Raw genomic sequence first — 24,658 nt, forward strand, 5'->3', positions numbered from 1 at the left:
GTATCTAGATTCAAGGAGCCTATTGTGAACTCTTTTGTTCAACGCTTATCTATTGGAGTGCTTACCTGCATAGTTTCTGCTGGTCTTGCTACCTCTCCTGCACTAGCGGGAATACCTGTGACCGTCACAGCAGGTGACGGTGGCCTCGTTCAAAAAGACTGTGCTACTGGCGCGGAGTATGTGCGTATTGATTCTTCCGAGCTGGAAAACTCTAAAGCGTGCTTTTTCCTTACAAAGCCCACAGGCTGGGTGGCCGTGAACATTACGGGATCGTATGGAGTTGTCAATCGCTTAAAAGTGCCGGTTTCAGTGGCCTTTAAATTGCCCGATGGTGAAGTGTACTGGCAGAGAGTAGTGGAACCAGGAAAAATCCAAAGCATCGACGTCGGACATAATCGTTCTACTGTTGTTGAAATGCAGGTTACCCCGGTGGCGACCTCAAATGGTGCTGGCACTGGCGACCTTAGCGTGGATACAGTCAACCCACACGTGATCAGTATGCGTGCTGCTGGACGGTATGCAGGCGGAAAAATACTGCGGTTGTCGTGGTCTGGAGTAGAACTATCAAGCATAGATAGAAACTCAGGCTTTAATGATCGCCTCGATGCGTCTTTTAAAGTAGTCCCAGCCCGCGATGGCTCTCAGTGCCTGTCCTTGGAAGCAGCTGCATACTCGGGCGTCTACTTGACCATGCAATCTAACGGATCAGTATCTGTTCAAAGCAACCCGAACGCCAAAGGCGCAACGTGGTGTCCTGCGAGTGTGGCAGAAATCCCCACAGGAACTCGCCTTGCCTCGGCATTAAATCAAAATCGTGTTCTCACAGCAAGTGGGACGCAAAAGATTGCGACCACCACTTCTCGCACGAGTGAATCGGTGTGGTTTATTGACCAGGGCCTTGCCCTACCCGGGAAGTAAACGCAAAACATGTAATAAAAGGGCCGCCACTGTGTATGCCTGCCTTTCTTCAGGCTGCTGTCGCTGTAGCGCATAGCGCCCAGTTAACCCCATACCTTTAGATAAGAAAGTCCGCACATGCGCTACAAGCATCATCACCCTGCGAAGACAATGACACATTGCGCTCGAAAAATCATGTCCGCCATCACCGCTGCTGCAGTAGGACTAAGTCTTTCGTCAGCGCATGCGCTTGCCCAAGCAGATCAACGTGATCTAGGCGCTGAGATTGCTGATGAACAGCAAGCGAGAAACTATGCCATTGAAATGGTGAGCACCAACTTCCCTGCCTCGCAGGCAGCTGCTGAAGAAGTACTTCGCGGTGGGCAAGAAGAATTATCTGCTTATACGAAATCAGGCATGGATGAGGCCCGCACCCTGGACCTTCGCCACATAGTAGTGACAATCTCTTCACTATCTGAAGAAAACGTTCAAAACGCAGCCAAACAGGCACTCGATGCAGGTGATATCGACAGTCTTAGCAACTTTATCGATACTGGGTGGCAAACAGCCCAAACCGAAGATGATCGTGCCACAGCGTGGAAAGCTACCCAAGCATCAGAAGGAAGTGTCCTTAAAGCAGCAGCCGAACAGGCACTATCTACAGACACTGAAGAAGCCCTAAGCGAGTTTGCAGCTACAGGTGCAGATAAAGCTCGCTGGGATGATAAACGACGCGAAGTCTACGAACTTTCCCGATCCCCACTTCCATCAGTTGCTGCAGGCGCTTCTGAAGCACTGATGACAGATACAGATACAGCAATTGAGTCGTATCTTCGCTATGGGCAGTTTGTTGATGCAGCCCAAGACTCAGAGAAGATGAGTATTACCGAACTGGTCGATACCGCTATCGAAGAGTCCGATAAAGCCCAGCGTGCCGCAAGCTTCGCTGCAACAAACGCTGACCAAGCCAGACGGGCAACAGAGGCATCTCGACAGGCTACTCAAAAAGCAAAAGATGAGGCACTAGCCGCCGATGCAGCACAAGTAAGGGCAGACAATGCCGCAGCGTCGGCAGGAAAGCTTGCTAACCAGTCTGCCCAAGTAGCCGATAACGCAGTGGCTGCAGCAGCAGAAGCACGACAAGCCTTAGCGCAAACTGCCGATGCTCTAGCTCGTGCAGCCTCTGCTGCTTCTCGGGCGCGTATTGCAGCCCAAGAAGCAGCATCCCGTGCTTCTGCAGCAGGCTATGACGCCTCCATGGCATCTCAAGCGCGCCAAGCAGCCGAACAAGCTCGTGATGCTGCACGGGCTGCTGACAAAGCCGCGCAATCTTTTGTCCACGCAGACGCCGCTGCCGGTTTTGCCCGCACCGCCAGCGGCGCCGCAGCCAGCGCTGCAAACAATGCTGATGCGGCAGCAGCCGCTGCATCCGAAGCAGCAGCCGCCGCAGGAGCCGGTGACCAAGCCGCTGCAGAAGCACGAGCAGGTGCCGCACGAGCACGTGCAGCAGCCTCTCGAGCACGCGCAGCCTCTAACGAAGTCGATGGAATCGTCAATCAGATTACCGAGCTAGTACAAAAAGCCCGTACAGCAGCTCGACAAGCCGCCGACCACGCAAATAAAAGCGCCCAAGCCGCAGAAGACGCAGCACGAGAAGCCGGCAATGCCTCTGCCGCCGCACAACGAGCCGGCGCTAATGCTCAATCAGCCCAAGAAGCAGCCATAAAATCCATCGAGGCCATCAACCTCGCTAATGACATCGCCAAGCTTTCTCAAGAAGCTGCCACCCAGCGCCAAGAACAAGAAGCCCAATACCTCAAAGACCAAGCAGTATATGCACGTGAACTCGAAGATGCACAAGATAAGGTAGTCCACGATAACAAGGAAGAAAAACAACGCCTGCAAGCAGATCTGACAGAACTTGCCTCTCTAGCGCAAGTTCCTGAGGAGAGCATCGATACTGCAAAAGTCCAGCAACTTACAGTCTCTGCTTTACAAGTAGGCGATTCCATGGTCCAAGGCGGCGCTCAAGTCGCACTCCAAACCGGATCTCAAGAAGACCTTTTGGCCTTCGTGAAGTCTTTCGACTCCCTTAAGTACCAAGACAATGTCACCAAGGCCCAATTCTTGTGGCAGGCAGATCCCAACCCAGAAATCCGCAAAGCTGCCGACGAGCATATCGAAGATCCTCCAGCAGAGTTAGACACGTTCCTTAACGAGACTGTTCACACTATGAAAGTCCCGGAACTAACTAGACAAGCTTGGCAGCTTCGTGATGCCGGCGGCAATACCGTTAAGGAAAAAGCTGACGCAGCCATTTCTTCTGGAACCTACGATGACCTTGTCGATTTTGTCGTTGAAGGCGGCTTTGAAAAAGCTCGATATGAAGACCAACAACGTCAAGCCTACGAACTCGCAAGAACCGGTGGACCCGAACTTAAAGCTTCTGCAGAAGCAGCTGTGCTCGGCGACCGAGCCATGCTCAACGAATTTGTCTCTGTTGAAGCTTTTCGAAAGTCTGGCGATGATGCCGAGCGCACAGTTTACAACGATAGTATCAACGCTCTACTTCAACAGGGTTTTTCCGCAGCACAAAAAGCATCCGAAAGCGCAGCTAAAGCCCAACAGTCCTACTATGCCGCCTATGGCGATTCTGTAAAAGCAAGAGACTACGCCAATCAAGCTTCGCAGTGGGCAGGAAAGGCAGCTCAATCTGCCCGAATCGCACAAGACCATGTGCGCAACGCAGAAAACTCCCTACGCTTTGCTCTAGCCCAGAAAGAGCGAGCTCATGCTGCCGCCAACCAAGCGGAAGCCGATGCACGACAAGCTGGCGCCAATGCCGATGCAGCTACCAGCTATGCTTTACAAGCACACCAATCAGCAAGTGATGCCGCAAGTTCTGCTGCGACCGCACGCCAATCAGCCAATCAAGCCGGCTACGACGCTCAGCGTGCAGGCCAAGCAGCTCAAGAAGCCTACGACGCAGCAATCCAAAAGCAGCTCGCAGAAGAAGCAGAACTACAAGAAGCCTCCATGGCTGGAGCAGGTGACAACGCACCGACAAGCGTTCTCGATGCCATTAAAGAAACCATCGGCAAAGAAGCACTAAACATCCTGCTTGACTTTATAGGCGTTACCGACGTAATCAATTGCTTCAAGGGAGAAATCTCAGGCTGCCTCTGGACCGCATTAAGCTTCATTCCAGGCGGGGCCATTGTTAAGTTCGGCAAAGGATTAAAGGCTGCATCGGCTATCCGGAAACTCTTAGCCAAGCTCCCAGATGTCAAAAAACTCCTAAGCGTACGCAAGCAACAAAAAGCAGACCGTCTTATCGCTGGGCTGAGTAAACCAGGAAAATGCGGGATCACACTAGCAACATCTCGCCAGCAACCGACGTATTCCTTCGCCATACACAGGCCAACACACAACAAGACTAGAGCACATATTCAGCCTGCTATCTCGCGGTGCGGCGGATATCCCAAGACATTCAAGGCATACCAACTTGATATCCACACGCTCACCCCCGATGAACTAAATGTGTTCATGAAATGGAACAGAACCAAATCCTTAAAAGAGATGGACCCACAGTACTTTATGGCCTTCGGCTACAAGACAGCTCCTTCTAAGATCGATGCGACAATAAGTAGTCTTCAGAGGAAAATTGAGCACTCAGCTATCGAGGTACCAGTATCTCAGCCGCATATCCTCAACAGCATTGGATTGCGCAAGGCACCCAATCCTTTGGATGTTAAAAAGCGCACAGTTGGCCTAACGCCAGCACAAAATCAGTTTGCCCAAACTCAAGCGATCTTGGCAAAGGGAAGAGACGGCTTAATAGCACGTATTAACCAACGTGATGCCGACTACTTCCTTGATTCAGAAACGGGGCAAAAGGCGCTAAAGACAACAAGCCGTGGACGCCCCGACCTTAATATCGTCCACGAGGATGGTGTGTCAATTAAAACTGAGTTCGACCGCCCACCTGCATCCAGGGCGCCGTACCATGCACAGCAGCAGTTGGATGCGAATCCGGATGCGGTTATTTGGCTGCTTACACTAGACAAGCTTGATGAGTCCTCTGAACTTTGGAAAGTCATCAAAGCCAATCGAGATGGAGTAGACAACTATGTCGCTTCGCTCAGGGAAGGGATTTAAAGATGGGTGTGTACCTGCGGCGAGATATTGATTATCTGCTAGCCCCGTATTCTTATGATCAGTTATTTTTGAAGCTGCCTTTTGATTATGCGGTTGAGGCTGCCGCACGGTCAAATGTTTTCCACACGCCTTTAGACACAGCTAATAGTTACTGGTCACAGCAATACGTGAACATTGATACCACCGTCGATGATCTTCCCCATGCGCTACGCCTTGGGGTCCACGATCCGCAGTTTCCTCGTCGTTGGGCAGCAGTCTTAGAAACCGCGAATCCCGATTGGGTGTGGTTTATCAGCGATGATACGAGCAACAATCACGACTTTTTCGCAACCGTTAGGTATAACGGTTCTATTCCTTTTGTTCCCGGTATGACACAGCTACGTATCGTGGATGAGCCAGATGAACGCAAAATCGTCACAGGATGGAACTACCGCTCAGGCAACAAGTGCCTCATCATCGACACCTACGATATGGATGCTGCTATCGGCAAACGCGCCCCTGTCGCTGAAATCCGAGGAAACAATACCTTTATTGTAGGGATCGGGGAAGGAGAATCCCGGTTCCAGGCTTTTACCGACTGGCCTGACGGCGAAGAATTTGCCTTCCCCGGACTAGAACGACTCAAAACCAAAAAAGGTCCACTACGCAAGCGGTTTACTACCGAAGATCTCTTCGAATGCGCACAACTTTTCGGACTCGATCCCTTCAACAGGCAATTCCTCACCGGGCGTGCAACACTCATCAATAGTGGATACCCTTTGCCTAAAAAGTACGGACCATGCGCTTTATTTGAACGTCGTGAACACACCTGGGACCGCGAACACGAAGGGAACTAAAGACAATGACGAAGTATTTCTACCCCAATTCCATCGCACCGGTATCCCATGCTGTGGCACTTCTTCGGTTTCCACTATCGACCGTTGTTGAAGAATTTCAGCAGTGGGCATCAGGAATAGAAAGCATTTATACAAGGGAGTATTCCCACAGGAAGAAGCAAAAGGTTGAATGTGTAGTTCATGCGGACAAGGTATCGGCCAGTAGGAACCAGCTTGCAGAGTTACTTAAACCGCAAAATCACATTACGCAGTTTGTATTCGTCCCCACCGAGTCAGAATGGACTGCAGTTTTTAGCCCCTGCTGCTTTACCAAAGCGCCAAAGATGCCACGGATTGGTGAATTTGCCTGCCGTCTGGCGCGCAAGAAAGAAATTGAGTCACAAGTTCCTTACTACATCGAAATCAAGCACACGCCGTGGGTAGATACCGACGATGTAGCCTTTTTCCATCGCGCAAGCTATGGAGAAATAGAGTTTATGATGTGCGCGCTTCCCTCCGAATTGCCCGATGATCGTTTAGGCCGATTTGATTGTTGCTTCTACAGATCTTTTAGCAGCCACAAACAGTTAAAAGCTGATGGTACGCTGCACCGTTCCATGTCGTACCTCGAGGATCAAAGTGAGCCTTTTAAGGATTACGGTTTTGATTTTGACTCCCTGCCAAAGGTCACTGAGTTTCCACAAGAAACGTTTACACAAGAACACGCGCAGATTATGTGGTCTCAGTTTGGGGAGAAGCAGATAGAATCCATCCTCGCCCCGCTAGGTGTATCCCCGTATGATGACGCATTCTATGGGACAGATGGTTACTTGGCCCGTCTAACACCAGCACGCGTTGTCGACCCACACACTAAGGAGTTGGTCACGGCTCCCGACTTCGATCCCCCGGCACGTATCCCTCTAGAAAAGTACCAGTTTTTCCAAGGGCTCCACGACGGCCCCCTCCGTTCCTGGTCGTCAACACCTATTGCAGAATAGAAGTCAGACGAAACACAACCTGAGGCATCTCAAAACGGCGCTCCAGACTCCAAACACGCGGAAGCATCGCTGTAACAAGCCCCGAACTTCATACCGAGCCGAAAGCACAAATGGCTACACCACTACACGGGACTTGACCTCCGTATCGGAAACGGACGAGCAGCAGACAATCTAACAATGAAGCCAAACTACGCCACACTTGTGGCCTAGACTGCAAAGAATAGAGCCCTCGTCTAAGTTGAATCTTCCAAAAAGGCAGGGTCTAGAAGATAAACATCTTGCGTCAAGGAGTTGTAGAAAATGAAGTTTACTTTTGATGTTCCTGAACCGTTGCAGCGGTCTGTACCTGTTTCATATTACGAAAATCTTCTGTCTGATTACCGATACCTAGATATTTCTTATCTCGGGATAGGCAGCACGGGCCAAATTTTTGGCAAATGTGAGATCGGGGGAATCGACTATGACATTGATGGCTTTGAAAACGACGGATTGATTGCCTCAGTAGAAATCTTAAACGCGCGGGAGACAGATAGCTTCCTTGATATCCCACTGTCATTGTCAAGCCGAAAGTTTGTCAAAGCCCTAAAAGATGTGGGGATCGAATTTGAACATAACCGTGACGGCATAACCATTCCCCACGACAATGGAACCATTGCTTTGTCATACCAATTCGGCAAAGTCGTGGCTATTTGCTGGGAATAGCCAGCCAATTTCAATCACACGAGTGCGCAGTCTGACTTACGCGACAGCCTAACCGAAGACCTTGGCGTACTAAACAACCGACGAAAAAGGAAGTGCATCGAGAAAATGAAAATTGAAGGTACCTGTCCCTTGCCCGTACAACCCGGAATGACGGTGAACCAGGCCACTAAAGCATGCTATGACTCGGAATTAGGTGCGGATACGTATGAAGAGCAGTTTGAAGGCTGGGTTGATATCGAAACACTCGAGCCCGGTGATCCTGGCCGCAAGATTGTGTGCTGCGTGGAAGACGGTAAGTGCGTCACCGTTGAAATGAAGTACCTGGAGGCACCAATCACGGATACTTTCTATGGCGTTGACCTTAATCGTCGCCCCGCCGAGACCGCACAGGAGAGCACCAAGCGAGTCGCACAAGAGCTACAGCGCCAAGGAATCCGTGCTGAGATAAATGATTTCCTCATCTTATTGCCTGACCAATTCGTCGCAGTCGAAGTCGACGAAGGCGTTGCGTGGTTTGATCCTGAATATTGGAGTCTTGAGGACTTTCTTGAAACGTCGTTCCTTGCCTAGTGAAAAGTAATTCTTAGACGTTAGCGAACTCGTGTGATGTCTAGTGACTTTTTGGACTCGGAGTCCATTGACTTTTTGGACGCGGAGTCCAGTTAGTTTTTTGACGCGGAGTCCAGGAAGTTTATGGACAGGATGTCTAGTGACTTTTTGGACTCTGGCTTCTTGACAATGTGGGGATGGCAATTCCCATTACTCTCCGCAAGAAGATAGCGGATTTCGACCCCATCCGTGAGGGCATCACGGTCCAGCAGTTCTGCAAGAACATCGGCGTATCGAAGCAGACGTACTACAACATCAAAGCACGTATCGCCGAACGCGGGCGGGCTGGCATCGTGCCCGACAGCACGGCACCGCTGAACCCGCGACGGGTCTACGATGACAAGATTCGACAACAGGTCCTGCAAGCTCGCGGTACGTTAAAAGCCCGCGGCCAAGACTGCGGCCCATGGTCAATCTTCTACTTCTTCCTCGACGAACTCGGCTACGACCAACCACCGTCACGAGCTTTAATCGCACAATGGTTGCACGAGGCTGGCGTCGCTGACATCAATGCACGTAAACGACCGCGTAAGTCCTACAGGCACTTTGCCAGGGGCGAAGTCAATGAACTGTGGCAGATCGATGCGTTTGCCTACAGACTCTTCGATGTGCCTCACACGCAAGTGACTATCTACCAAGTCGTCGACGATGCCAGCCGCTTCGACGTCGGCTCCCAAGCTTTTGGAACTCCAGAAAACGGCACCGATGCCCGCATCACGCTAAGTGGAGCCATTGATGCTTACGGACTTTTCCAAGAAGTCCTCTCTGACAACGGTGATGCCTTTGCCACCTACCATCGCGGCCGGCTGTCGCAAACCGAACGCTGGCTCGCCAGCCTGGGAGTTCAATCAAGTGCGGGCTTTGCTCCCACGACGCAAGGCAAAGACGAGCGATCGCACCAAACCATGACCAGGTTTTGGATGCTCGTACCCCGACGACGCTGGCGCAGGTCCAACAGCTGATTGTCGACTACCGCAACTTCTACAACACACGCCGTCGCCACCAAGGACTTCTCAGGGGCAAGATGCACATCACCCCAGCCCAAGCCTGGGAGATTATCTCGCATGCCCAGCCACCGACGCAGCCGATTGACCCAGATGTTTTATGGACAAAAATCGCGAAACAATATCACCGGATTCACCCCGACAACCAGGCAGATGCTTTAGCAGCCGACACAGTGGTCGCGACAGATAATGCCCTGCCTGAAGTTGCAGCTTCAGACAGGGCACCAAGTAACGACACTCAGGCGATCCAGCAAGATACACCCCATGCCGATTCCTCAACCGTAATGCCAAGCTCTACCGGTGTAAATGCATTCTGGCCTATCCCGGACAAGCTGTGGATCAACAAAAGCGGGGTGGTACGCGTTATGGGGCACGGCCTCTACGTCGGGCTGCGCTTCAAAAATCGAGCCATCTACAGCAGCGTAGCCGATGACTATGTGGAATTTTTTACTGATCACGACGGTGAGAAACTGTTTTCATTTCCGCTACCGATCCAACTGAATCAGCGTCCACCCGGCGGTCAAATCAACATAAACCACGTTGTCGGCATGTGGCACCGACAACCCCCAGAGCTAAAACCCAACCTCTCTGGGCCACGGCCAAGCCGCCGGAAGAAGCCAAGCTAGCACCAGTACAAAAACTCCGTGGACTCCCCGTCCAAAAAGCGGGGAGACTCCGCGTCCACAAAGTCCCTAGACTCCGAGTCCACAAAGTAGCTGGACTCCAAGTCCAAAAACCTCATGGACATAACACTTTAAAACTAGTACAGGCCGCGCTGGCTGGTTCGCCAGTTAGCGCGTGCAACCGGGGGATAATGAAAACCGCGGGTTCCGGATTTCCGGGCCCGCGGTTTCGCTTGTCGTGCCTGTGAAGATTTTTGATGAGTTAGCTTTCGAGCTGAATGGATTCAAAGCCCAGCACGTCGACGGACATGCCACGCTTTTCGTCTTCGACATGGTTGCCTGCTGGCCGTGCATCAGCCCACTTTTGGTAGTTTTCCTGGCTGTCCCACCGGGTGACGACGAAGTAGCGATCCTCACCGGCGACGGGGCGCAGCAACTCAAAGCTTTCAAAGCCTTCGGCCTTGTCGACACCTTTTGCGCGTTGCGCAAAGCGCTGCTCGATTTCCGGGCCAGCACCTTCAGGGAAGGAAAGGGCAGTGATGTTAACGTAGCTCATAGATCATCCTTTCTGTGATTGGATTCATCCTTCATTTTAGCGATAGTTAATCTGGTGGGGATGTGAAGTTCAGCAGAATTACCGTGGTATTTTCTGCGAGTTGCGCGCCTTAACCTCGTCGTTTGGTTGGTTCTAGCTCGGTTTCCGGGCCACCAAAGCCACACCGCGCAAGACATCGCTGTGTTCGTTGAAAAGCTTGCGCATTGCCAACATGCGGCGCCTGGCCTCCTTATCGCGTAAGGCATTTTTGATGATGCGCAACGTACCCAGCAGTCCTTCGTCGGCAAGATTGCGGCGCATCTTTAGCAGCGCCATTGGCGCGGTATCTGTCCATTCGACGACTAAGCCAGCGTTTTCGAGAAGCTCGGTCCACTCAACCACGGTGAGCGGGCGGGCATTGACCTTAATCACCCGCGCGAGGTTTTTGCGCAGCTCTGTTTTGAATTCATCATCAAGATCGTCGGGTTGCAAGCCGAGCTCATGAATCGCATAGCGTCCACCTGGTCGCAACACCCGCACGGCCTCGTCGACGATCTTTTGTTTTCCGTTCGGCGATTGCATCGTTAGCATTGCCTCACCCAGCACGACGTCAGCGTGAGCATCGGGCAAACCGGTATCCGCGGCATCAGCATGCACCATGCGTCCGGTGTCTTTGACGATCTCACCGGTAATGCGTGCGGCATCTTCGTCTTTTTCCACACCGACATAGCTGGCAGGTTGGAAACTTAATAGTTCGGTGGCGGTGCGCCCCAAGCCCGGTGCCAACTCGACGACATCAGCACCACTAAGACCGGCATGCTTGAGCAACTTGCGGGTGAGTTCCAAACCGCCTGGCCGCAGCACTCGTTTGCCCAGCCGCGCGAGCAGCCAGTGTCCGGGTACATCTTCTGCACGACGCTGCGCATAGGGAAGTGGATTGTCCTGGTGGGAGGAGTGAGTCATGGTGGATTCCTTTCTCGAAGGCCCACCTACAACGGACTAAGGCAGATGCTTGCAGGTACTTTAAGGCAGGCCTAATGTGCATCCATTTCTGAGTCTAATTCCTGGCGACTGTAAAGGATAGGCTTGCCAAAATAGTGTGACTTTTCTTGGACATAGGGCCTGACCCCCGGAAAGTAGACGCATCGGGGGTCAGGCCCCCTCCGCTGGGCCGGCAACATGCGCAAACTCTACGTCGGAAGAAAACACCGCACCAAAGAAATCATGCTCATCTGCATCAACAACGACATCGCCGCCATTAACCCCCACACAGGCGAAATCTAAAAACGAACCCCCAACACGAAGAGAGCCCCGAGACATCGAAATAGAAACAATGTCTCGAGACTTCACATTTGTGCGCCCGGAGGTGTCTGAGTTCACGACATATTTGACACCCTGTTCCTGCGAAGGCAGTCCTGATGCTTGACAGGTGAGTCGGGACAAACTTGACACTTAGCCCACCCTTACCGTGTCAGGTGATGTTTTACAGGTGAGTCGGGACATGTTTGACACTATGAACAGTCCCAACCGTAACCTCGCCATCGTCAAAGCAGTCCGCGGGCAAAAGCGCAGCCCATCACAAGTAGCCAAGCAATTCGGTATCTCTCGCCAACGCGTTTACCAAATCCTTCATGCCTTCGATGCCGGTGGCACAGACGCCATCGCGCCGAAATCCCGCGCCCCACGCACTCACCCCCAAGCCGTGCCAGACACCGTGCGCAAAGACATCATCACAATCCGTAAACAGCTCACCCGTCACGGACTCGACGCAGGTCCAGAAACCATTGCCTACCACCTACGACAAGACGGCAAACGCGTCCTTTCAACCTCGACAATCCGCCGCATCCTAAGAAAAGAAGGGCTCATCACCCCAGCACCAAAAAAGAAGCCCAAAAGCTCCTTCATCCGCTTCGAAGCAGCCATGCCCAACGAATGCTGGCAGGCTGACATCACCCACCTGTACCTAGCGGACACCACCCGCATCGAAGTCCTTGACTTCCTCGACGATCACTCCCGCTACCTGCTATCAATCACCGCAGCCGCAGCCTTTAGCGGCACACAAGTCGCCGAGGAATTATCACGCCTGATAGCAGAATACGGACCACCGGCATCCACACTCACCGACAACGGCCTCGTCTTCACCGCCCGCCTAACAGGACGCAAAGGTGGGCGAAACGCCTTTGAAAAAGTCCTCACCACCAACAAAATCCAACAGAAAAACGGCCGACCAGGCCATCCCCAAACTCAAGGAAAAATCGAGCGCTTCCACCAAACACTCAAAAAATGGATCAACGCCCGACCACCCGCTAAAACCGTTGCTGAACTGCAGAAACTCCTTGACGAATTCCGCGACTACTACAACACCACACGCCCCCACAAAGCCCTAGGCCGACGCACCCCACACCAGGCCTACACCACCGGCACCAAAGCCAGCCCAGCCCACAACCCGACACAAGAATGGCGCACAAGAAACGACGTCGTCTGGGACAACGGCAAAACCACCGTGCGCTACGCCGGCAAACTCTTCCACCTAGGCATCGGCCGCAAATGGAAGAGAAAGAAAGTCCTCATGGTCATCGCTGACAACCACATCATCACATCACTAGCCGAAACCGGCGAAGTCATCACCGAACACTACATCGACACCAGCCGCAACTACCAAAAGCCCTACTGGAAACAAGGAGACCCACCCCTAGGCCCAGAATAAGAAGAAACCGGCATCCCAGAACAAAAAGAAACTGAGATGCCGGTTTGTCAACGATGTCGCGACTCATGACATTTGTGCGCCCGGAGGGATTCGAACCCCCAACCTTCTGATCCGTAGTCAGATGCTCTATCCGTTGAGCTACGGGCGCAGTCCGTTGTGTAGCAGCGCGGATGCTCTGCTGTGCAACGAGAATTTACTATACCCACGGACATGCAAAGTAACAAATCACCAGTACACAACCATGATCGGCGGGATAGTCAAAGGCGTGTAGTTCACCCGCCGTTCATGCTGCGACTCGGCGCGGGGTTATACGAGGACGGAGGCTTCGGCATCGGAAAGCAAGGCATTCTGGAAAGCCTGCAGGGTGGATTCGTGATCGAAATCGATGCCAATGAGCACGAGCTCCGTGCCAGGGGTTACGCCGTTGGCGGCCCACAATGACGCGGGCATGATTTGCAGGTTAGGGCCGGCCTGCTGCCACGCGTGGGCTACGCGCAGATCGGTGTCGATCCAGCAATAACCCTTGGAGCGCACTAGGCCCGTACTGGCCCGCAAAGCAGCGATGAGGCGCTCGCGATTAAAGGGACGATCGGCGCGGAACACGACGGAAGAAATGCCATATTCCTCGGTTTCTGGCGTGTGTGGGTTAGCCAGCTCTTCGGCATAGCCGTGGTAGGACGCGGCGGTGGCAGCATTGAACAAATGTGCATCCAGGACAAGCCCAGGCTCGATGACACCGTGGGTTACCGGCACTACGCGAGCCCGCCGGTTCATGGCGCGAACGGTGGCGACCACGCGCTCGGTCTCGGCGGCATCGACCAGGTCGGTCTTGGTAATGAGGATAAGGTCGGCGAATTCGACTTGATCCACTAAGAGATCGGAAATGGTGCGGTCATCTTGGGGCGTAGCCTCGATGCTTTCGGAGACGAGGCTGCGGCCGCGACGCAATTGGTTTAAGAAGGTAGAGGCATCGACGAGGGAGACCATGGTGTCGATGGGGGCGGCATCGGCAAGCGTGGTGCCATCGGCAAATTCCCACTCAAAGGTGGCAGCCACGGGCATGGGCTCGGAAATGCCGGTGGATTCGATGACAATCTGATCAAAGCGGCCGGAGCGCGCTAGCTTGCCCACGGACTCGATGAGGTCTTCGCGCAAGGTGCAGCAAATGCAGCCATTCGACAGTTCCACGAAGCGATCCTCGCCGCGCTCGAGGTGGCCTTCGCCGGCAACGAGGGCGGCATCGATATTGACCTCAGAAAAATCGTTGACGATGACCGCCAGCTTGCGCCCCTCCCGGTTCGCGAGCAGGTGGTTAAGTAGCGTGGTCTTTCCGCTGCCTAAGAATCCGGACAGCACGGTAACAGGTATAGCCATCCTTTAATGGTAACGTTTTTCATTAAAGGATGGCTACAAGGGGCTGGCCGACCGGTGGGTGGGCTAGACCGTCAGTCCGAAGATAGGAACCGCCAGCAGGAAGACGGTGAGGGTGATAAGGAAGATACCGATGATGTTGAGGCCAACACCGCCCTTGATCATCTCGCCAATCTTGACGTAGCCGGAACCATAAGCAATGGCGTTCGGCGGGGTTGCCACCGGCAGCATGAAGGCACAGGTTGCGGCCAAGGCGACCGGGATGGTGAGCAGCAGGACGTTGATATCGCCTTCGGTGGTCAGGCCCACGCCCACAGCGACGCCGCCCATGATGGGGATGAAGGTGGCCGCGGTGGCGGTATTGGAGGTGATCTCCGTCAGGAAGAGGACCAGGGCGGCCACGGCTGCGACGATGAGCACGATGGGCAGGGAGCTGAGCCCCTTGGCCATCTCACCAATCCACAGGGACAAACCGGAAGAGTTGAAGGCCGAGGACAAGGAAAGACCACCGCCAAAGAGGAGGAGGACGTCCCATGGCATTTCATTGGCCGTCTTCCAGTCCAGCAGGCGGATGCGGCGCTCCGAATCGGCCGGCAGGATGAACAAGAGGATGCCTGCGGCGATGCCGACGATGGCATCGTCATAATTATCAAAATCGCCAAGGACGATGGGCAGGGATACCCAGGCCAGGGCGGCCAGGATGAAGATGATGCCGGTCATGATCTGCGGGCGGGTCCATGGGCCCAGGGCCTTGATTTCGTCGTTGATGAGCTCGCGGCCGCCGGGAATTTCGGTCATTTCCGGCTTGAAGATGGTAATCAACAGCACCCATGCGATGAGCAGGAAGGTTAGCGCCAGCGGCACGCCGACGGCCATCCAGCGGCCAAAGCCGAGGGTAACGTCCCAGGTATCGGCCATGTACGCGTTCAAGAACGCATTCGGCGGGGTACCAATCAGGGTACCCAGCGAACCGATGGAAGCGGAGTACGCGATGCCCAGCATGAGGGCGGTGGCAAATTTCTTCTGCTTATCCCAACCGTCAACGGTCTCTGCGGTAAGCGCCAGCACGGACGTACCAATCGGCAGCATGACGACGGCAGTTGCGGTATTCGATACCCACATGGACAAAAAGCCGGTGGCCAGCATGAAGCCCAAAATGAGGCGGCGCGGCGAGGTACCGATGAGTTTTACTACATAAAGCGCAAGGCGGCGGTGCAGGTTCCAGCGCTGCAGCGAGAGCGCGATTAGGAAGCCACCCATGAACAAGAAAATGGTGGCAGAGGCATACGGTGCGCCAACTTCCTTAATGGTGCCCACGCTAGCGAGCGGAAAGATGACCAGCGGAATCAGCGCGGTGGCCGCCAGCGGGATGGCTTCAGTCATCCACCACACACCCATGAGGATGGTCACCGCCGCAACGGTGCGGATGGCGCTTAGCGTGTAATCGGCTTCCTCATCCACGCCGGTGGACTGCTGGACAGTATCGATGGCATTCGAGGGGAAGATGAAAAATACGAGGATAGCCAGGGCGAGGCCAATGAAAAGGCCAATGAATTGGCGGCGCCATTCATTGCGTGGGGCACCGGGATCCTCAGCGCCCTCTGATTGGGCGGTAGATTCGTGAGTATGCGGGGTGGTCATGCCGCGAACTCCTTTGCTAGAGAGACTTTTAGCAGGGCGGGGGTGTGATAGCTCTGTCAATTACCAGCAATCGAGCCGGATCCTTGGTGCATCCCGAACATCATTCAGTCCGTGCAGAGCATGCTAAGACCCTACAAAACATTTGCACCAGAAACCACAAACTTCACGGCATTCACCCCCACTGCTTTTAAAATTCACACACCACAGCTACTCATAATGTGAAATCTCCCCCACCGGTTCGCTACCCCCGCCCAGCGCGGCAGGCCCCGTGTGCCAGAGAAGTTTATAGCCCGAGCACCGACTTGGCGATGAGGAAATAAATGATCAGACCCGTGGCATCGCAGAACGTGGAGATGAACGGATTGGAAAATACGGCAGGGTCCGCGCCAATGGTCTTTGCAACGATAGGCATCAGCCCGCCCACCGTGGCGGATATGGAACAGATTAAAAACAACGTCGAACCAATGACTAGGCCTATATCCACGCCGTATACCACCGTTGCTAGGCCAAGTCCGGCCAAGCCCAATACGGCACCAAGCAGCATGCCCACGCGGAGCTCGCGCCAGAGGACGGCGAGGAGGTCGCGCCCGCGGACATCGCCAAGCGCCAGCGCACGGGTCACCGTCGTTGCCGCCTGGTTTCCCGTATTACCGCCGGTACCGGTCAGCAGCGGGATAAACAGGGAAAGCACCACTGCCTGCGCCAATGTGTCCTCGAAGGCGTCTAGGACCCGCACGGTCAACAGCGCGGATACCGCCAGAACCAGCAGCCACACGATGCGGGACTTCACCAATTTCAATAGCGGCGTGGACAGGTAGGGCTGCTGCAGAGCCTCGGTACCACCGGCGCGCGCGGAGTCCTCGCTATCCTCGGCCTCGACGATGTCAATGGCATCATCCCAGGTCAAAAGCCCTACCAGGCGGTCCGAATCATCCACGATGGGCAATGCCAAAATATCGAGCGGCAGGAACCACCTGGCGGTTTCTTCCGCATCATCATTGGCATTGGCGTAGATGGGGCTTTGCATGATGTCCCCAATCGTGGTGCCCTCCTTCGCGGTAAAAATCTCCCGCAGCGTCACCACGCCCACTAGGCGGCGATCCGCGCGGGTGATGGGCACCGCATAGATGGTTTCCAGCTCATCGGCCTTCGCGCGCAGGGTCCGCAGCGCTTCCTCCACGCTCATTTCTGGATGGATTCCGGGGACTTCGGGCGACATGCGGCGGCCCACCGAGCCCTTGGTGTAGCCCAAGACAACCCCGGTGACATCCCGCTTCGATTTGGTAAGCGAGCGCAGCAGCCGGTCCGCGATTTCCGCCGGCAGCTCATCCAAAAGGGCCACGCGGTCTTCCGGCTCAAGTTCATCGAAGAACTCATAGACATCAGCATTGCCCAGCTCATCGATAATATCGGCCTGGTGCTTGGCATCCAGGGCATCAAATACCACGATGGATTTACGCCGCGGCAACAAGCGCAGGGCCAGCGCGGCGCGGATGGCATTTTGCCGCTCGACGATGGCGATGAGTTCCTGCAGCGGCACCTCATCAAGCAGCGCCTGCAAGCGGGGTGCCTTTTGTGGGTCAATGGCAGAATCCTGCTTCAACCATGCCTCGACCGTATCGCTGGCCTGCTCAGTAATATCCGCCATTGCCATCACCTTGCCCTTCTCGCCCCTCATACCGCGGCACCGGTGGCCACCGTAATTGATATAGCCTCACATAGATTACGCGTATCCCCCACCAGTACACAGCGCTGCGGCGGAAAACTTTGCCTTTAGGCAAAAACACCCCACAGGGCAAAGGCCGCAAGCAGGGAGACCAGCACCGCGCTACTGGCCAAGATGGTGGCGCCGGGGAGGTGGCGGTGGGTTCGCAGGGAGGCATCGACAAGCGATGCCCGCTTCCGCACCGCCACTATCAGCACCAGCACACCAGCCGCGAGCGCCAGCAACGGGAGAAACACGCTGACGCTGACCACCCGCATGACCCCTAGGAGTATCACCGCCAGCGCGAGGATGGTGCGCTGCCACGATAGGCGGGTGCGCTCGGGCTGCAAGCCGGGGTCAAAGAGCTCCCCATGTTGCTGCGGGCTAGGCAAGTAGCTCGCCTACCAGCAGGACAGCCGCGATAACGACGATGGTGCCTACAAGCACCGGGATGGCGATGCTGAAGGGCAACGGGCGCTGTTGCCGCAAGGCGCGCTCAGCCCGCTTCCATTGCACCCACGCGACTACCGGCAGCACAATCGCCACCACCAGCATGAATGCGGAGACCACCGCGCGCAGCGTCGCCGGCAGCGGCACGTCGAAAGCTTCCAAGGCCACTCCCCCGGCAATCAGCGCGAGCGAGGTGCGGATCCATGCGAGGAAGGTGCGCTCATTCGCCAGCGTAAAACGCGGATCAGGGTCGCTTCCTACCCCAAATACCGAGCGGGGAAACCTCGAATCGCTCATGCCTTCCTACCTTATATTCAATGTCCACCCTTGGCGCGATAAGGCTGCGAGCCTGTTCGCCGGCCACCTCGTTATGATCGGGGCCATGATTGAAGTCGCAGCAATCGTTTTCCGCAATTCCTTTGACCACGTGCTTGGCGTACGCAAGGCCTCATCCACGAAGTTCCAGCTGCCGGGCGGCAAGCTAGAAGAAGGCGAAAGCCCTGTCCAGGCCGCTGCGCGCGAGGCGGAAGAAGAAATCGGCGTCCGGGTTCGCCTACCTGAACTTACCGAGCTCGGCACCTTCACTGCCCCCGCTGCCAATGAACCGGGCCAGACCGTCCGCGGGCATATCTTTACCTACCCGCGCCCCGTCATCGCCCACGCCGCAGCCGAAATCGCCGAAACCGCCTGGATCGATCCCGCCGACCCGCAGTGCGAGCTTGCTGATCTCCTGCGCAGCGAGGTTTTTCCGGCGCTGTAAAGTGGTCAAGCCCGCGCATCAGCAAAGGAAACTACGCCTACACCGCACCACCTGCGCCAGGGAAAATCATGAACCAACGGTCACGTAACAGTCACCCTGGGATAAACGGGGTGCGGTGTACTACTTATTTAGACTGACGCCCTGCATTCTCCGCCCACACGCGCACTCCCACAGAAGCAGCAGTCAGAACAACAATGAAGATGGTCACTAAGCCGATGCCTATTACATCGGTCAGCCACAAAACAATTAACACCAAAGAGGCAACTGCTAAAGCGAGCAAAATTCCGTTCTTTATCTTCTGCACTTTATCCATAGCGCCATTATTCACGATAAAAATTCACCACGTGACGAGTTCATCCTTTTGAAAAATCTCCTTGCGCTCCAAAAGCGCCCTCGGAGAACTGCATTTCCGCTTCATGCCCGTAGCGAGCGAATACTCGTATCCCTGCTTACAGAATAGGGGTCTGGCTCCTGCTTGGTGGCCACCACATTTTGTCATTTAACTCCGTTTAAGCCGCCGCTTAGGCCTATTGTTTAAGCTGGCAAAACGACGAAATCCCGAGCGCAATTGCCCGGGATTTGGGTGGCGGAGATGAGAGGATTCGAACCTCCGGACCCCAGAAGGGTCAACTCCTTAGCAGGGAGCCCCATTCGGCCGCTCTGGCACATCTCCAAGTTCAGAAAGAACCGTAAAAGACAATACCTGCCGCATGCGCCACGGCCAAACTAACCCCCTGGTTTTGTCCCCGGTTTTCTTCCACGCGCGCAGGAGAGACGACCTAGAGTGGTAGCCATGATTCGCTCCGACTTACGCGCCATCCCTGGCTACGTGCCCGGCGCGCGCCACGATGATGCCCTCAAGTTGTCTTCTAATGAAGCCACGCAGCCACCGCTGCCTGAGGCCGCCGAGGCTATGGCCCGCGCCGCTGCCGAGGCCAATCGCTACCCGGATATCGCGGCCACCGAGTTGCGTGAGGATCTGGCCGAGCACTTAGGCGTGAGCTTTGACCAGGTTGCGGTGGGCACGGGTTCTTCCGCGCTGTGCCAGCAATTGGTACAAATCACCACCAGGCCCGGTGAGGAAGTGATTTTCCCGTGGCGTTCCTTTGAGGCTTATCCCATTTTTGCCCAGGTGGTGGGTGCGCGCCCCATTCCGGTTCCGCTCGATGCGGACCAGCGCGTGGATTTGCCCGCAATGGCGGAGAAAATTACCTCAGATACGCGCCTGATTTTCGTCTGCAATCCGAATAATCCTTCCGGCACTACCGTGACTAAGGCGGAGTTTTCCGAATTTATGGACGCGGTGCCAGGCGATGTCCTCGTGGCCCTCGATGAGGCCTATATCGAATATAATCGGAATGCCGATACCCCGCTGGGCACCGAGCTTTTTGGTACTTACCCCAACGTGGTCTTCCTGCGGACCTTCTCCAAGGCCTATGGTTTGGCCGGCGTGCGCGTGGGCTATGCCTATGGCCCAGAAGACGTCATCGCGGCACTGAATAAGGTAGCGATTCCGTTTTCCATCAACGCCGTGGCCCAGGCCGGTGCCCGTGCCGCGCTCGCAGCGCAGGATTCGCTGCGCGAGCGCACCGAAGAGACTTGTGGCCAGCGCCAGCGCGTGGAAAAGGAGTTGGCAGAGTGGGGCGTTCCCCGCTCGGAGGCCAACCACGTATGGCTGCCGGCGGCGAATATTGAAAAGCTAGGAACGCCGCAGGAATTAGCCGCGCGCTTGGCCACACGCGGCGTGCTCGTTCGCGCCTTTAGCGAAGGCATCCGCATTACCATTACAACTAAGGAAGAAACTAACGCCCTGCTTCGGGCGTGGAACGATACCGTAGGAGGCTAAATGCGTTCGTTGACCAATTTTGCCCTCAACGTGGTCGCCATCGCGATTGCGCTCTGGGTCGTAGTGGGCATTATTCCCGGGATTTATATCACCCCGGATAAGCTGGGCAATTTCATTGCCGTGGCCATTGTTTTCATCATTATTAACGCGGTGGTCATGCCCGTGCTGCGTTTTATCGGCGCCCCGCTAACCTGCCTTACCCTCGGACTATTCGCGCTCGTCATCAATGGCGCCGCCCTGCTGATCGTGGAGTGGACGCTTAACGCCTTTGACTTAGGAATTGGCCACCTTGTGGTCAATTCCTGGGGCTCTGCAATCTTCGGCGCCATCATCTTGTCCCTGGTCAGCAGCCTGGTTAATTTCTTTACCAGCCCACTGCGCAAGCCGGTCTAAGGCGCTGGCTGGTCTAACACACCAGCCGGTCCGAAGGAGCGGGCTATCCCCCGGCGAAGGGCGGAAGCACGTCAACGCGGGTCACGCCCATGAGCGGCGAGTCCGCTTGGGTGTTCCCGGCGCCATCGATAAGAAAATTACAGCGCCCCAGCACCTCTTTCATGCTCATACCGGCCTCGGTGGTGCCGGTGTGGTCCTTACCCAGCTGCTCTATGAGCTGGCCTAAGGTGGTGGGCGCTTTTACCTGCTCCGAAGCAACGCCGGCCGCGGCACGAGCGGCGGCGAAATAGTGAACGGTCAACATGCTTTCTACTATGCCCGCAGGCTTCGAACGTGTCGAACTCGCGGGTAAACTTGGCTCTATGCGCACTCCCGAAACCCACGCACACGAGGTCGCGGCAGCCCTCGGCCCGCGCCAAGTCATCTCCCGGCCCCTGGGGCAGGCGCAGGAGATGGTCCTTGCCGCCGATGTCCATACCGCCTTCCCCTCGCCGCGCTTTAGCAATTCCCAGATGGATGGCTACGCGCTGCCCGCCACCGCAGCCGGATCGTACGAGGTGGGCCCCACCATCGCCGCCGGCGCGAATCCCACCGAGCTGCTGGATGGTCCCTTGCACACCGCCTGCCCCATCATGACCGGAGCCAAGGTTCCAGAGGGCACGGCATCCATCGTGCCGATTGAAAAGTGCCAGCCGCAGGAATTCCTCCAGCCAGGCGAGACCATTACAGTTCCGGCCACTGAGGAGGGCCAATTCATCCGCGGTACGGGCACGGACCTCCAGCAGGGCGTTCTCCTGGCCGCCAAGGGCGAGAAGCTCACTCCGGTGCGCCTGGCCGCGCTGGCCTCCCAGGGCATCGAGGAGGTCAGCGTTTATCGCCCCGCCCGCATCCTCGTGTGCACCGGCGGCGCGGAAATTGGTACGGGTGTTGCTGCTATTCCTGATGCCAATGCGCCGCTCATCTCCGCTATGGCCCACCGCGCCGGCATCGAGGTCGCCGGATACGTCACCACCGATGACGATCCAGAGGTGCTCACCCGCGCGCTGGAGGAGGCCACGCAGGACTACCGCCCCGATGCCATCGTCACCTCCGGCGGGATTTCCGCGGGCAAATACGAGGTTATCCGGCAGGTGCTCACCGGTTGGTTTGGCCACGTGGACCAGCAGCCTGGCGGGCCGCAGGGCATCGCCAGTTTCCATGGCACCCCAGTCATCTGCTTGCCCGGCAATCCGATTTCCACCATGGTAAGCTTCCGCCTCTTTGTGGCCCCCACCCTGGGCTGGGCGCCCGCGGCATATCGCGTGCCAATCGCGCACGCCATCGAGGGCCTACCCCACAAGGATCAATTCCGCCGCGGGTACGCTGGTGCGCAGGCCCGGGTTACCGGCGGCGCTAGTTCCCACCTGCTGGCCCAAGCCGTCGATGCCACCCACCTCATCCGCATTCCTGCTGGTAAGAGCCTCAGCGCAGGAGAAGAAGTAAAGGTCTATCCCCTATGAGTTCTGCTCGCACCGCCATTGTTTTGGTCGCCTCCACCCGCGCCGCCGCCGGGGTCTACGAGGATCGCTCGGGCCCCATCGCGGTAGATTTCTTGCGCCGCAAGGGCTTCGACTGCCCTGATGCCCGCGTGGTTCCTGATGCCGATATCGCCTCAGCGGTGGACCAGGCCTTCGCCGAAAAGCCCGCGGTCATCCTCACCTCCGGCGGAACCGGCCTGACCCCGGATGACCTCACCGTCGATGCCGTTCAGCCCCACCTCACGCGGGAGCTTCCCGGCATCGCCATGGCCTTTTGGAATAAGGGCCTGGAGAATATCCCCACCGCGGTGGCCTCGCGCGCGGTCGCAGGCGTCAATGACACCACCTTTGCCATGACCCTGCCCGGTTCTACCGGCGGGGTCAAAGATGGGTGCGCCGTGCTAGATGAATTAATCGTCCACATCGTCGATATGTTAGAAGGAAAACATGAGCACTGATCCCTCTTATGTCGCCGCGCAGACCGGGCTCACCGTCGGCACGATGCTGACCGAGCAGCCCCTCGAGCCCCTCCTTGCCGCGGCCAAGGCAGAGGTCATCACCCCAGCCATGGGCGCGGTGGTCACGTTCGAGGGCATCGTGCGTGATCATGATGGCGGCCGGCCCGATGTCACCCTGCTAACTTATACCGCGCACCCCAGCGCCCCGGAAAAGCTGCGCGAGATTGTCGATGAAGTAGCAGGCCAACACCCCGTGCGCTTGTGGTCAGCCCACCGCACTGGCGATCTACAGGTGGGCGATCTGGCCTTTACCGTCGTCGCTGCCTCTGCCCACCGCGGCGATGCCTTCCGCGCCGCGGAGGCCTGCGCCGATCGCGTCAAGGCCGAGGTGCCCATCTGGAAGGAACAAAGCCACGGCGATGGCTCCGTTAACTGGGTGGGCCTCGAATGAGCATCCGCTATGCCCGCCAAGAGGCCCTGTGGGGTGAAAAGGGCCAGCAGAAATTGGCCGACTCCCACGTCGCGGTCATCGGCGCGGGCGGGCTTGGCTCACCAGCGCTGCTCTACCTAGCAGGGGCCGGGGTGGGCCGCATCTCGCTTTTCGATGACGACCTCGTCTCCCCCTCCAACCTCCACCGGCAGGTCATTCACACCACCGCCTCCATCGGCACTGCAAAGACCGAATCGGCCGCGGCGGCGGTGCGCGCCCTCAACCCTGAGGTGGAGCTTATCTGCCACGGCCGCCTGGAATCCGCCACCGCCCTCGAGCAGCTGCGCGGCTGCGACGTGATCCTCGATGGGACGGATAATTTCGACGCCCGCTACCTGTGCTCATGGGCCGCCCACAGCCTGGGCATTCCGCATATTTGGGCTTCTATCCTGGGCTTTGATGCGCAGATGAGCGTCTTTTGGTCCGGCAAGGGCCCTGTGTACGAGGATGTTTTCCCCACCGCCCCGGCTCCGGGCGAGGTCCCATCGTGCTCCCAAGCCGGCGTCCTGGGCCCCATCGTTGGCACGGTGGGATCCGCGATGGCCTTGGAGGCTTTGAAGATCATTACCGGCGTCGGCACCCCGCTTATTGGCACGCTCGGCTACTTTGAGGCCCTATCTGGGACCTGGGAGTATATCCCCATCCGCCCCACCGGCGCGCAGCCTACCCAGCCAGCCGATGCCCCCGAGGTCCGCGAGATCCCCGCGCACGCCCCGCTTATCGATGTCCGCACCGACGCCGAACGCGCCCGCGCCGCCATTCCTGATTCAACGCATCTGCCCCTAGACCGCATCCTCGCCGGCGAAGACCCAGATATCGGCCAGGGCGATGCCGCCGTTATCTACTGCGCCAGCGGCATCCGCTCCGCGCAAGCCGTCCACGCATTGCGCGGCCGCGGCTACGAGCACGTTGTTTCACTGCGCGGCGGCATTAACGCGTGGTTGGAACAGCACGGGATGCCCTAGACCAGCCGCACGAT

General features: G+C 56.4%; 26 protein-coding genes and 2 tRNA genes. 16 read left to right on the forward strand and 12 right to left on the reverse strand.

Annotated features, from left to right (window positions below; genetic code table 11):
- The first annotated feature begins 24 nt into the window (after nt 1–24).
- From HMPREF1267_RS12525 to HMPREF1267_RS13285, 8 genes are all read left to right on the forward strand, one after another.
- Nucleotides 25–918, forward strand: a complete 894-nt coding sequence (locus tag HMPREF1267_RS12525; protein WP_023028118.1) for an AbfB domain-containing protein — start codon at nt 25–27, stop codon at nt 916–918.
- Nucleotides 919–1,035: 117 nt separating this feature from the next.
- Nucleotides 1,036–5,055 (forward strand): hypothetical protein, encoded by a 4,020-nt coding sequence (locus HMPREF1267_RS12530; protein WP_084539215.1) that lies wholly within the window; start codon nt 1,036–1,038, stop codon nt 5,053–5,055.
- Between the two features lie 2 nt (nt 5,056–5,057).
- Complete coding sequence (locus HMPREF1267_RS01155) at nt 5,058–5,891, forward strand: hypothetical protein (protein ID WP_023028120.1); 834 nt, start codon at nt 5,058–5,060, stop codon at nt 5,889–5,891.
- Between the two features lie 5 nt (nt 5,892–5,896).
- A complete protein-coding gene (locus tag HMPREF1267_RS13275) occupies nt 5,897–6,868 on the forward strand; it encodes a hypothetical protein (RefSeq protein ID WP_023028121.1) in 972 nt (323 codons plus the stop codon).
- Nucleotides 6,869–7,168: 300 nt separating this feature from the next.
- Nucleotides 7,169–7,570, forward strand: coding sequence for a hypothetical protein (locus HMPREF1267_RS01165; protein WP_023028122.1), 402 nt, complete (start codon nt 7,169–7,171; stop codon nt 7,568–7,570).
- Nucleotides 7,571–7,675: 105 nt separating this feature from the next.
- A complete protein-coding gene (locus tag HMPREF1267_RS01170; protein ID WP_023028123.1) occupies nt 7,676–8,140 on the forward strand; it encodes a hypothetical protein in 465 nt (154 codons plus the stop codon).
- 176 nt (nt 8,141–8,316) lie between these two features.
- Nucleotides 8,317–9,141, forward strand: coding sequence for a DDE-type integrase/transposase/recombinase (locus HMPREF1267_RS13280; RefSeq protein WP_023028124.1), 825 nt, complete (start codon nt 8,317–8,319; stop codon nt 9,139–9,141).
- Nucleotides 9,096–9,809, forward strand: a complete 714-nt coding sequence (locus tag HMPREF1267_RS13285) for a hypothetical protein (RefSeq protein ID WP_232215089.1) — start codon at nt 9,096–9,098, stop codon at nt 9,807–9,809. Before HMPREF1267_RS13280 ends, HMPREF1267_RS13285 begins: the two co-directional genes overlap by 46 nt.
- Here the strand turns inward: HMPREF1267_RS13285 and HMPREF1267_RS13455 are convergent.
- From HMPREF1267_RS13455 to HMPREF1267_RS01185, 3 genes are all read right to left on the reverse strand, one after another.
- On the reverse strand, nt 9,806–9,931 hold the full coding sequence (locus HMPREF1267_RS13455; RefSeq protein WP_023028126.1) for a hypothetical protein: 126 nt from the start codon (nt 9,929–9,931) through the stop codon (nt 9,806–9,808). The two genes, HMPREF1267_RS13285 and HMPREF1267_RS13455, sit on opposite strands and share 4 nt — an antisense overlap.
- Nucleotides 9,932–10,068: 137 nt before the next feature.
- On the reverse strand, nt 10,069–10,362 hold the full coding sequence (locus tag HMPREF1267_RS01180) for an antibiotic biosynthesis monooxygenase (protein ID WP_005276388.1): 294 nt from the start codon (nt 10,360–10,362) through the stop codon (nt 10,069–10,071).
- Between the two features lie 132 nt (nt 10,363–10,494).
- Nucleotides 10,495–11,304, reverse strand: a complete 810-nt coding sequence (locus HMPREF1267_RS01185) for a class I SAM-dependent methyltransferase (RefSeq protein ID WP_005280722.1) — start codon at nt 11,302–11,304, stop codon at nt 10,495–10,497.
- A 550-nt stretch (nt 11,305–11,854) separates the two neighbouring features.
- Here HMPREF1267_RS01185 and HMPREF1267_RS01190 point away from each other — a divergent pair.
- Entirely contained in the window at nt 11,855–13,048 is a 1,194-nt protein-coding gene (locus HMPREF1267_RS01190; protein ID WP_034666960.1) for an IS481 family transposase, read from the forward strand.
- 75 nt (nt 13,049–13,123) lie between these two features.
- Here the strand turns inward: HMPREF1267_RS01190 and HMPREF1267_RS01195 are convergent.
- The 6 genes from HMPREF1267_RS01195 to HMPREF1267_RS01220 all read right to left on the reverse strand — a co-directional run bounded on the left by HMPREF1267_RS01195 (nt 13,124) and on the right by HMPREF1267_RS01220 (nt 18,512).
- Nucleotides 13,124–13,196, reverse strand: a tRNA-Arg gene (locus tag HMPREF1267_RS01195).
- A 158-nt stretch (nt 13,197–13,354) separates the two neighbouring features.
- Nucleotides 13,355–14,422: a GTP-binding protein gene (locus HMPREF1267_RS01200; protein ID WP_023028128.1), complete on the reverse strand. Its 1,068-nt coding sequence runs from the start codon at nt 14,420–14,422 to the stop codon at nt 13,355–13,357.
- A 63-nt stretch (nt 14,423–14,485) separates the two neighbouring features.
- A complete protein-coding gene (locus HMPREF1267_RS01205; protein ID WP_023028129.1) occupies nt 14,486–16,060 on the reverse strand; it encodes a DASS family sodium-coupled anion symporter in 1,575 nt (524 codons plus the stop codon).
- Nucleotides 16,061–16,343: 283 nt separating this feature from the next.
- The gene (gene mgtE / locus HMPREF1267_RS01210) at nt 16,344–17,708 is read right to left on the reverse strand and encodes a magnesium transporter (protein WP_034666766.1); all 1,365 of its coding nucleotides are present in this window, start codon (nt 17,706–17,708) and stop codon (nt 16,344–16,346) included.
- 125 nt (nt 17,709–17,833) lie between these two features.
- Nucleotides 17,834–18,157, reverse strand: a complete 324-nt coding sequence (locus HMPREF1267_RS01215; RefSeq protein ID WP_023028131.1) for a DUF202 domain-containing protein — start codon at nt 18,155–18,157, stop codon at nt 17,834–17,836.
- Entirely contained in the window at nt 18,150–18,512 is a 363-nt protein-coding gene (locus tag HMPREF1267_RS01220; RefSeq protein ID WP_005276372.1) for a YidH family protein, read from the reverse strand. The genes HMPREF1267_RS01215 and HMPREF1267_RS01220 overlap by 8 nt, the downstream gene beginning before the upstream one ends.
- Nucleotides 18,513–18,597: 85 nt before the next feature.
- On the opposite strand from HMPREF1267_RS01220, the gene HMPREF1267_RS01225 reads away from it, so the two are divergent.
- Nucleotides 18,598–18,975, forward strand: a complete 378-nt coding sequence (locus HMPREF1267_RS01225) for an NUDIX domain-containing protein (RefSeq protein WP_034653750.1) — start codon at nt 18,598–18,600, stop codon at nt 18,973–18,975.
- 124 nt (nt 18,976–19,099) lie between these two features.
- Here the strand turns inward: HMPREF1267_RS01225 and HMPREF1267_RS01230 are convergent, their stop codons facing one another.
- Both HMPREF1267_RS01230 and HMPREF1267_RS01235 read right to left on the reverse strand, forming a co-directional pair.
- Nucleotides 19,100–19,288, reverse strand: a complete 189-nt coding sequence (locus tag HMPREF1267_RS01230) for a hypothetical protein (RefSeq protein ID WP_023016536.1) — start codon at nt 19,286–19,288, stop codon at nt 19,100–19,102.
- Nucleotides 19,289–19,559: 271 nt separating this feature from the next.
- Nucleotides 19,560–19,648, reverse strand: a tRNA-Ser gene (locus tag HMPREF1267_RS01235).
- 120 nt (nt 19,649–19,768) lie between these two features.
- Here HMPREF1267_RS01235 and hisC point away from each other — a divergent pair.
- On the forward strand, nt 19,769–20,821 hold the full coding sequence (gene hisC, locus HMPREF1267_RS01240) for a histidinol-phosphate transaminase (RefSeq protein ID WP_023028132.1): 1,053 nt from the start codon (nt 19,769–19,771) through the stop codon (nt 20,819–20,821).
- A complete protein-coding gene (locus HMPREF1267_RS01245) occupies nt 20,822–21,214 on the forward strand; it encodes a phage holin family protein (RefSeq protein WP_023016534.1) in 393 nt (130 codons plus the stop codon). It abuts the gene before it with no gap.
- Between the two features lie 43 nt (nt 21,215–21,257).
- Here HMPREF1267_RS01245 and HMPREF1267_RS01250 read toward each other — a convergent pair whose 3' ends face one another.
- Entirely contained in the window at nt 21,258–21,518 is a 261-nt protein-coding gene (locus tag HMPREF1267_RS01250; RefSeq protein ID WP_023016533.1) for a MoaD/ThiS family protein, read from the reverse strand.
- 58 nt (nt 21,519–21,576) lie between these two features.
- On the opposite strand from HMPREF1267_RS01250, the gene HMPREF1267_RS01255 reads away from it, so the two are divergent.
- From HMPREF1267_RS01255 to HMPREF1267_RS01270, 4 genes are read left to right on the forward strand one after another with little or no spacing between them, the layout of a single operon-like run.
- Nucleotides 21,577–22,713 carry a molybdopterin molybdotransferase MoeA gene (locus HMPREF1267_RS01255; protein ID WP_023028133.1) on the forward strand — a complete coding sequence of 379 codons (1,137 nt, stop codon included), beginning with the start codon at nt 21,577–21,579 and terminating at the stop codon, nt 22,711–22,713.
- Nucleotides 22,710–23,189, forward strand: coding sequence for a MogA/MoaB family molybdenum cofactor biosynthesis protein (locus HMPREF1267_RS01260; protein ID WP_023028134.1), 480 nt, complete (start codon nt 22,710–22,712; stop codon nt 23,187–23,189). The genes HMPREF1267_RS01255 and HMPREF1267_RS01260 overlap by 4 nt, the downstream gene beginning before the upstream one ends.
- A complete protein-coding gene (locus HMPREF1267_RS01265; protein ID WP_023028135.1) occupies nt 23,179–23,640 on the forward strand; it encodes a molybdenum cofactor biosynthesis protein MoaE in 462 nt (153 codons plus the stop codon). Before HMPREF1267_RS01260 ends, HMPREF1267_RS01265 begins: the two co-directional genes overlap by 11 nt.
- Nucleotides 23,637–24,644, forward strand: coding sequence for a ThiF family adenylyltransferase (locus tag HMPREF1267_RS01270; protein ID WP_023028136.1), 1,008 nt, complete (start codon nt 23,637–23,639; stop codon nt 24,642–24,644). The genes HMPREF1267_RS01265 and HMPREF1267_RS01270 overlap by 4 nt, the downstream gene beginning before the upstream one ends.
- Nucleotides 24,645–24,658 lie beyond the last annotated feature (14 nt).

It is taken from the genome of Corynebacterium sp. KPL1824 (genome assembly GCF_000478095.1).
Lineage (GTDB): Bacteria > Actinomycetota > Actinomycetes > Mycobacteriales > Mycobacteriaceae > Corynebacterium > Corynebacterium accolens.

Coding starts and splice junctions, on each gene's coding strand:
- HMPREF1267_RS12530 (WP_084539215.1), top strand. CDS start 1,036: ATGCGCTACAAGCATCATCACCCTGCGAAGACAATGACACATTGCGCT.
- HMPREF1267_RS01155 (WP_023028120.1), top strand. CDS start 5,058: ATGGGTGTGTACCTGCGGCGAGATATTGATTATCTGCTAGCCCCGTAT.
- HMPREF1267_RS13275 (WP_023028121.1), top strand. CDS start 5,897: ATGACGAAGTATTTCTACCCCAATTCCATCGCACCGGTATCCCATGCT.
- HMPREF1267_RS01165 (WP_023028122.1), top strand. CDS start 7,169: ATGAAGTTTACTTTTGATGTTCCTGAACCGTTGCAGCGGTCTGTACCT.
- HMPREF1267_RS01170 (WP_023028123.1), top strand. CDS start 7,676: ATGAAAATTGAAGGTACCTGTCCCTTGCCCGTACAACCCGGAATGACG.
- HMPREF1267_RS13280 (WP_023028124.1), top strand. CDS start 8,317: ATGGCAATTCCCATTACTCTCCGCAAGAAGATAGCGGATTTCGACCCC.
- HMPREF1267_RS13455 (WP_023028126.1), bottom strand. CDS start 9,931: ATGTCCATGAGGTTTTTGGACTTGGAGTCCAGCTACTTTGTGGACTCG.
- HMPREF1267_RS01180 (WP_005276388.1), bottom strand. CDS start 10,362: ATGAGCTACGTTAACATCACTGCCCTTTCCTTCCCTGAAGGTGCTGGC.
- HMPREF1267_RS01185 (WP_005280722.1), bottom strand. CDS start 11,304: ATGACTCACTCCTCCCACCAGGACAATCCACTTCCCTATGCGCAGCGT.
- HMPREF1267_RS01190 (WP_034666960.1), top strand. CDS start 11,855: ATGAACAGTCCCAACCGTAACCTCGCCATCGTCAAAGCAGTCCGCGGG.
- HMPREF1267_RS01200 (WP_023028128.1), bottom strand. CDS start 14,422: ATGGCTATACCTGTTACCGTGCTGTCCGGATTCTTAGGCAGCGGAAAG.
- HMPREF1267_RS01205 (WP_023028129.1), bottom strand. CDS start 16,060: ATGACCACCCCGCATACTCACGAATCTACCGCCCAATCAGAGGGCGCT.
- mgtE (WP_034666766.1), bottom strand. CDS start 17,708: ATGGCGGATATTACTGAGCAGGCCAGCGATACGGTCGAGGCATGGTTG.
- HMPREF1267_RS01220 (WP_005276372.1), bottom strand. CDS start 18,512: ATGAGCGATTCGAGGTTTCCCCGCTCGGTATTTGGGGTAGGAAGCGAC.
- HMPREF1267_RS01225 (WP_034653750.1), top strand. CDS start 18,598: ATGATTGAAGTCGCAGCAATCGTTTTCCGCAATTCCTTTGACCACGTG.
- HMPREF1267_RS01230 (WP_023016536.1), bottom strand. CDS start 19,288: ATGGATAAAGTGCAGAAGATAAAGAACGGAATTTTGCTCGCTTTAGCA.
- hisC (WP_023028132.1), top strand. CDS start 19,769: ATGATTCGCTCCGACTTACGCGCCATCCCTGGCTACGTGCCCGGCGCG.
- HMPREF1267_RS01245 (WP_023016534.1), top strand. CDS start 20,822: ATGCGTTCGTTGACCAATTTTGCCCTCAACGTGGTCGCCATCGCGATT.
- HMPREF1267_RS01250 (WP_023016533.1), bottom strand. CDS start 21,518: ATGTTGACCGTTCACTATTTCGCCGCCGCTCGTGCCGCGGCCGGCGTT.
- HMPREF1267_RS01255 (WP_023028133.1), top strand. CDS start 21,577: ATGCGCACTCCCGAAACCCACGCACACGAGGTCGCGGCAGCCCTCGGC.
- HMPREF1267_RS01260 (WP_023028134.1), top strand. CDS start 22,710: ATGAGTTCTGCTCGCACCGCCATTGTTTTGGTCGCCTCCACCCGCGCC.
- HMPREF1267_RS01265 (WP_023028135.1), top strand. CDS start 23,179: ATGAGCACTGATCCCTCTTATGTCGCCGCGCAGACCGGGCTCACCGTC.
- HMPREF1267_RS01270 (WP_023028136.1), top strand. CDS start 23,637: ATGAGCATCCGCTATGCCCGCCAAGAGGCCCTGTGGGGTGAAAAGGGC.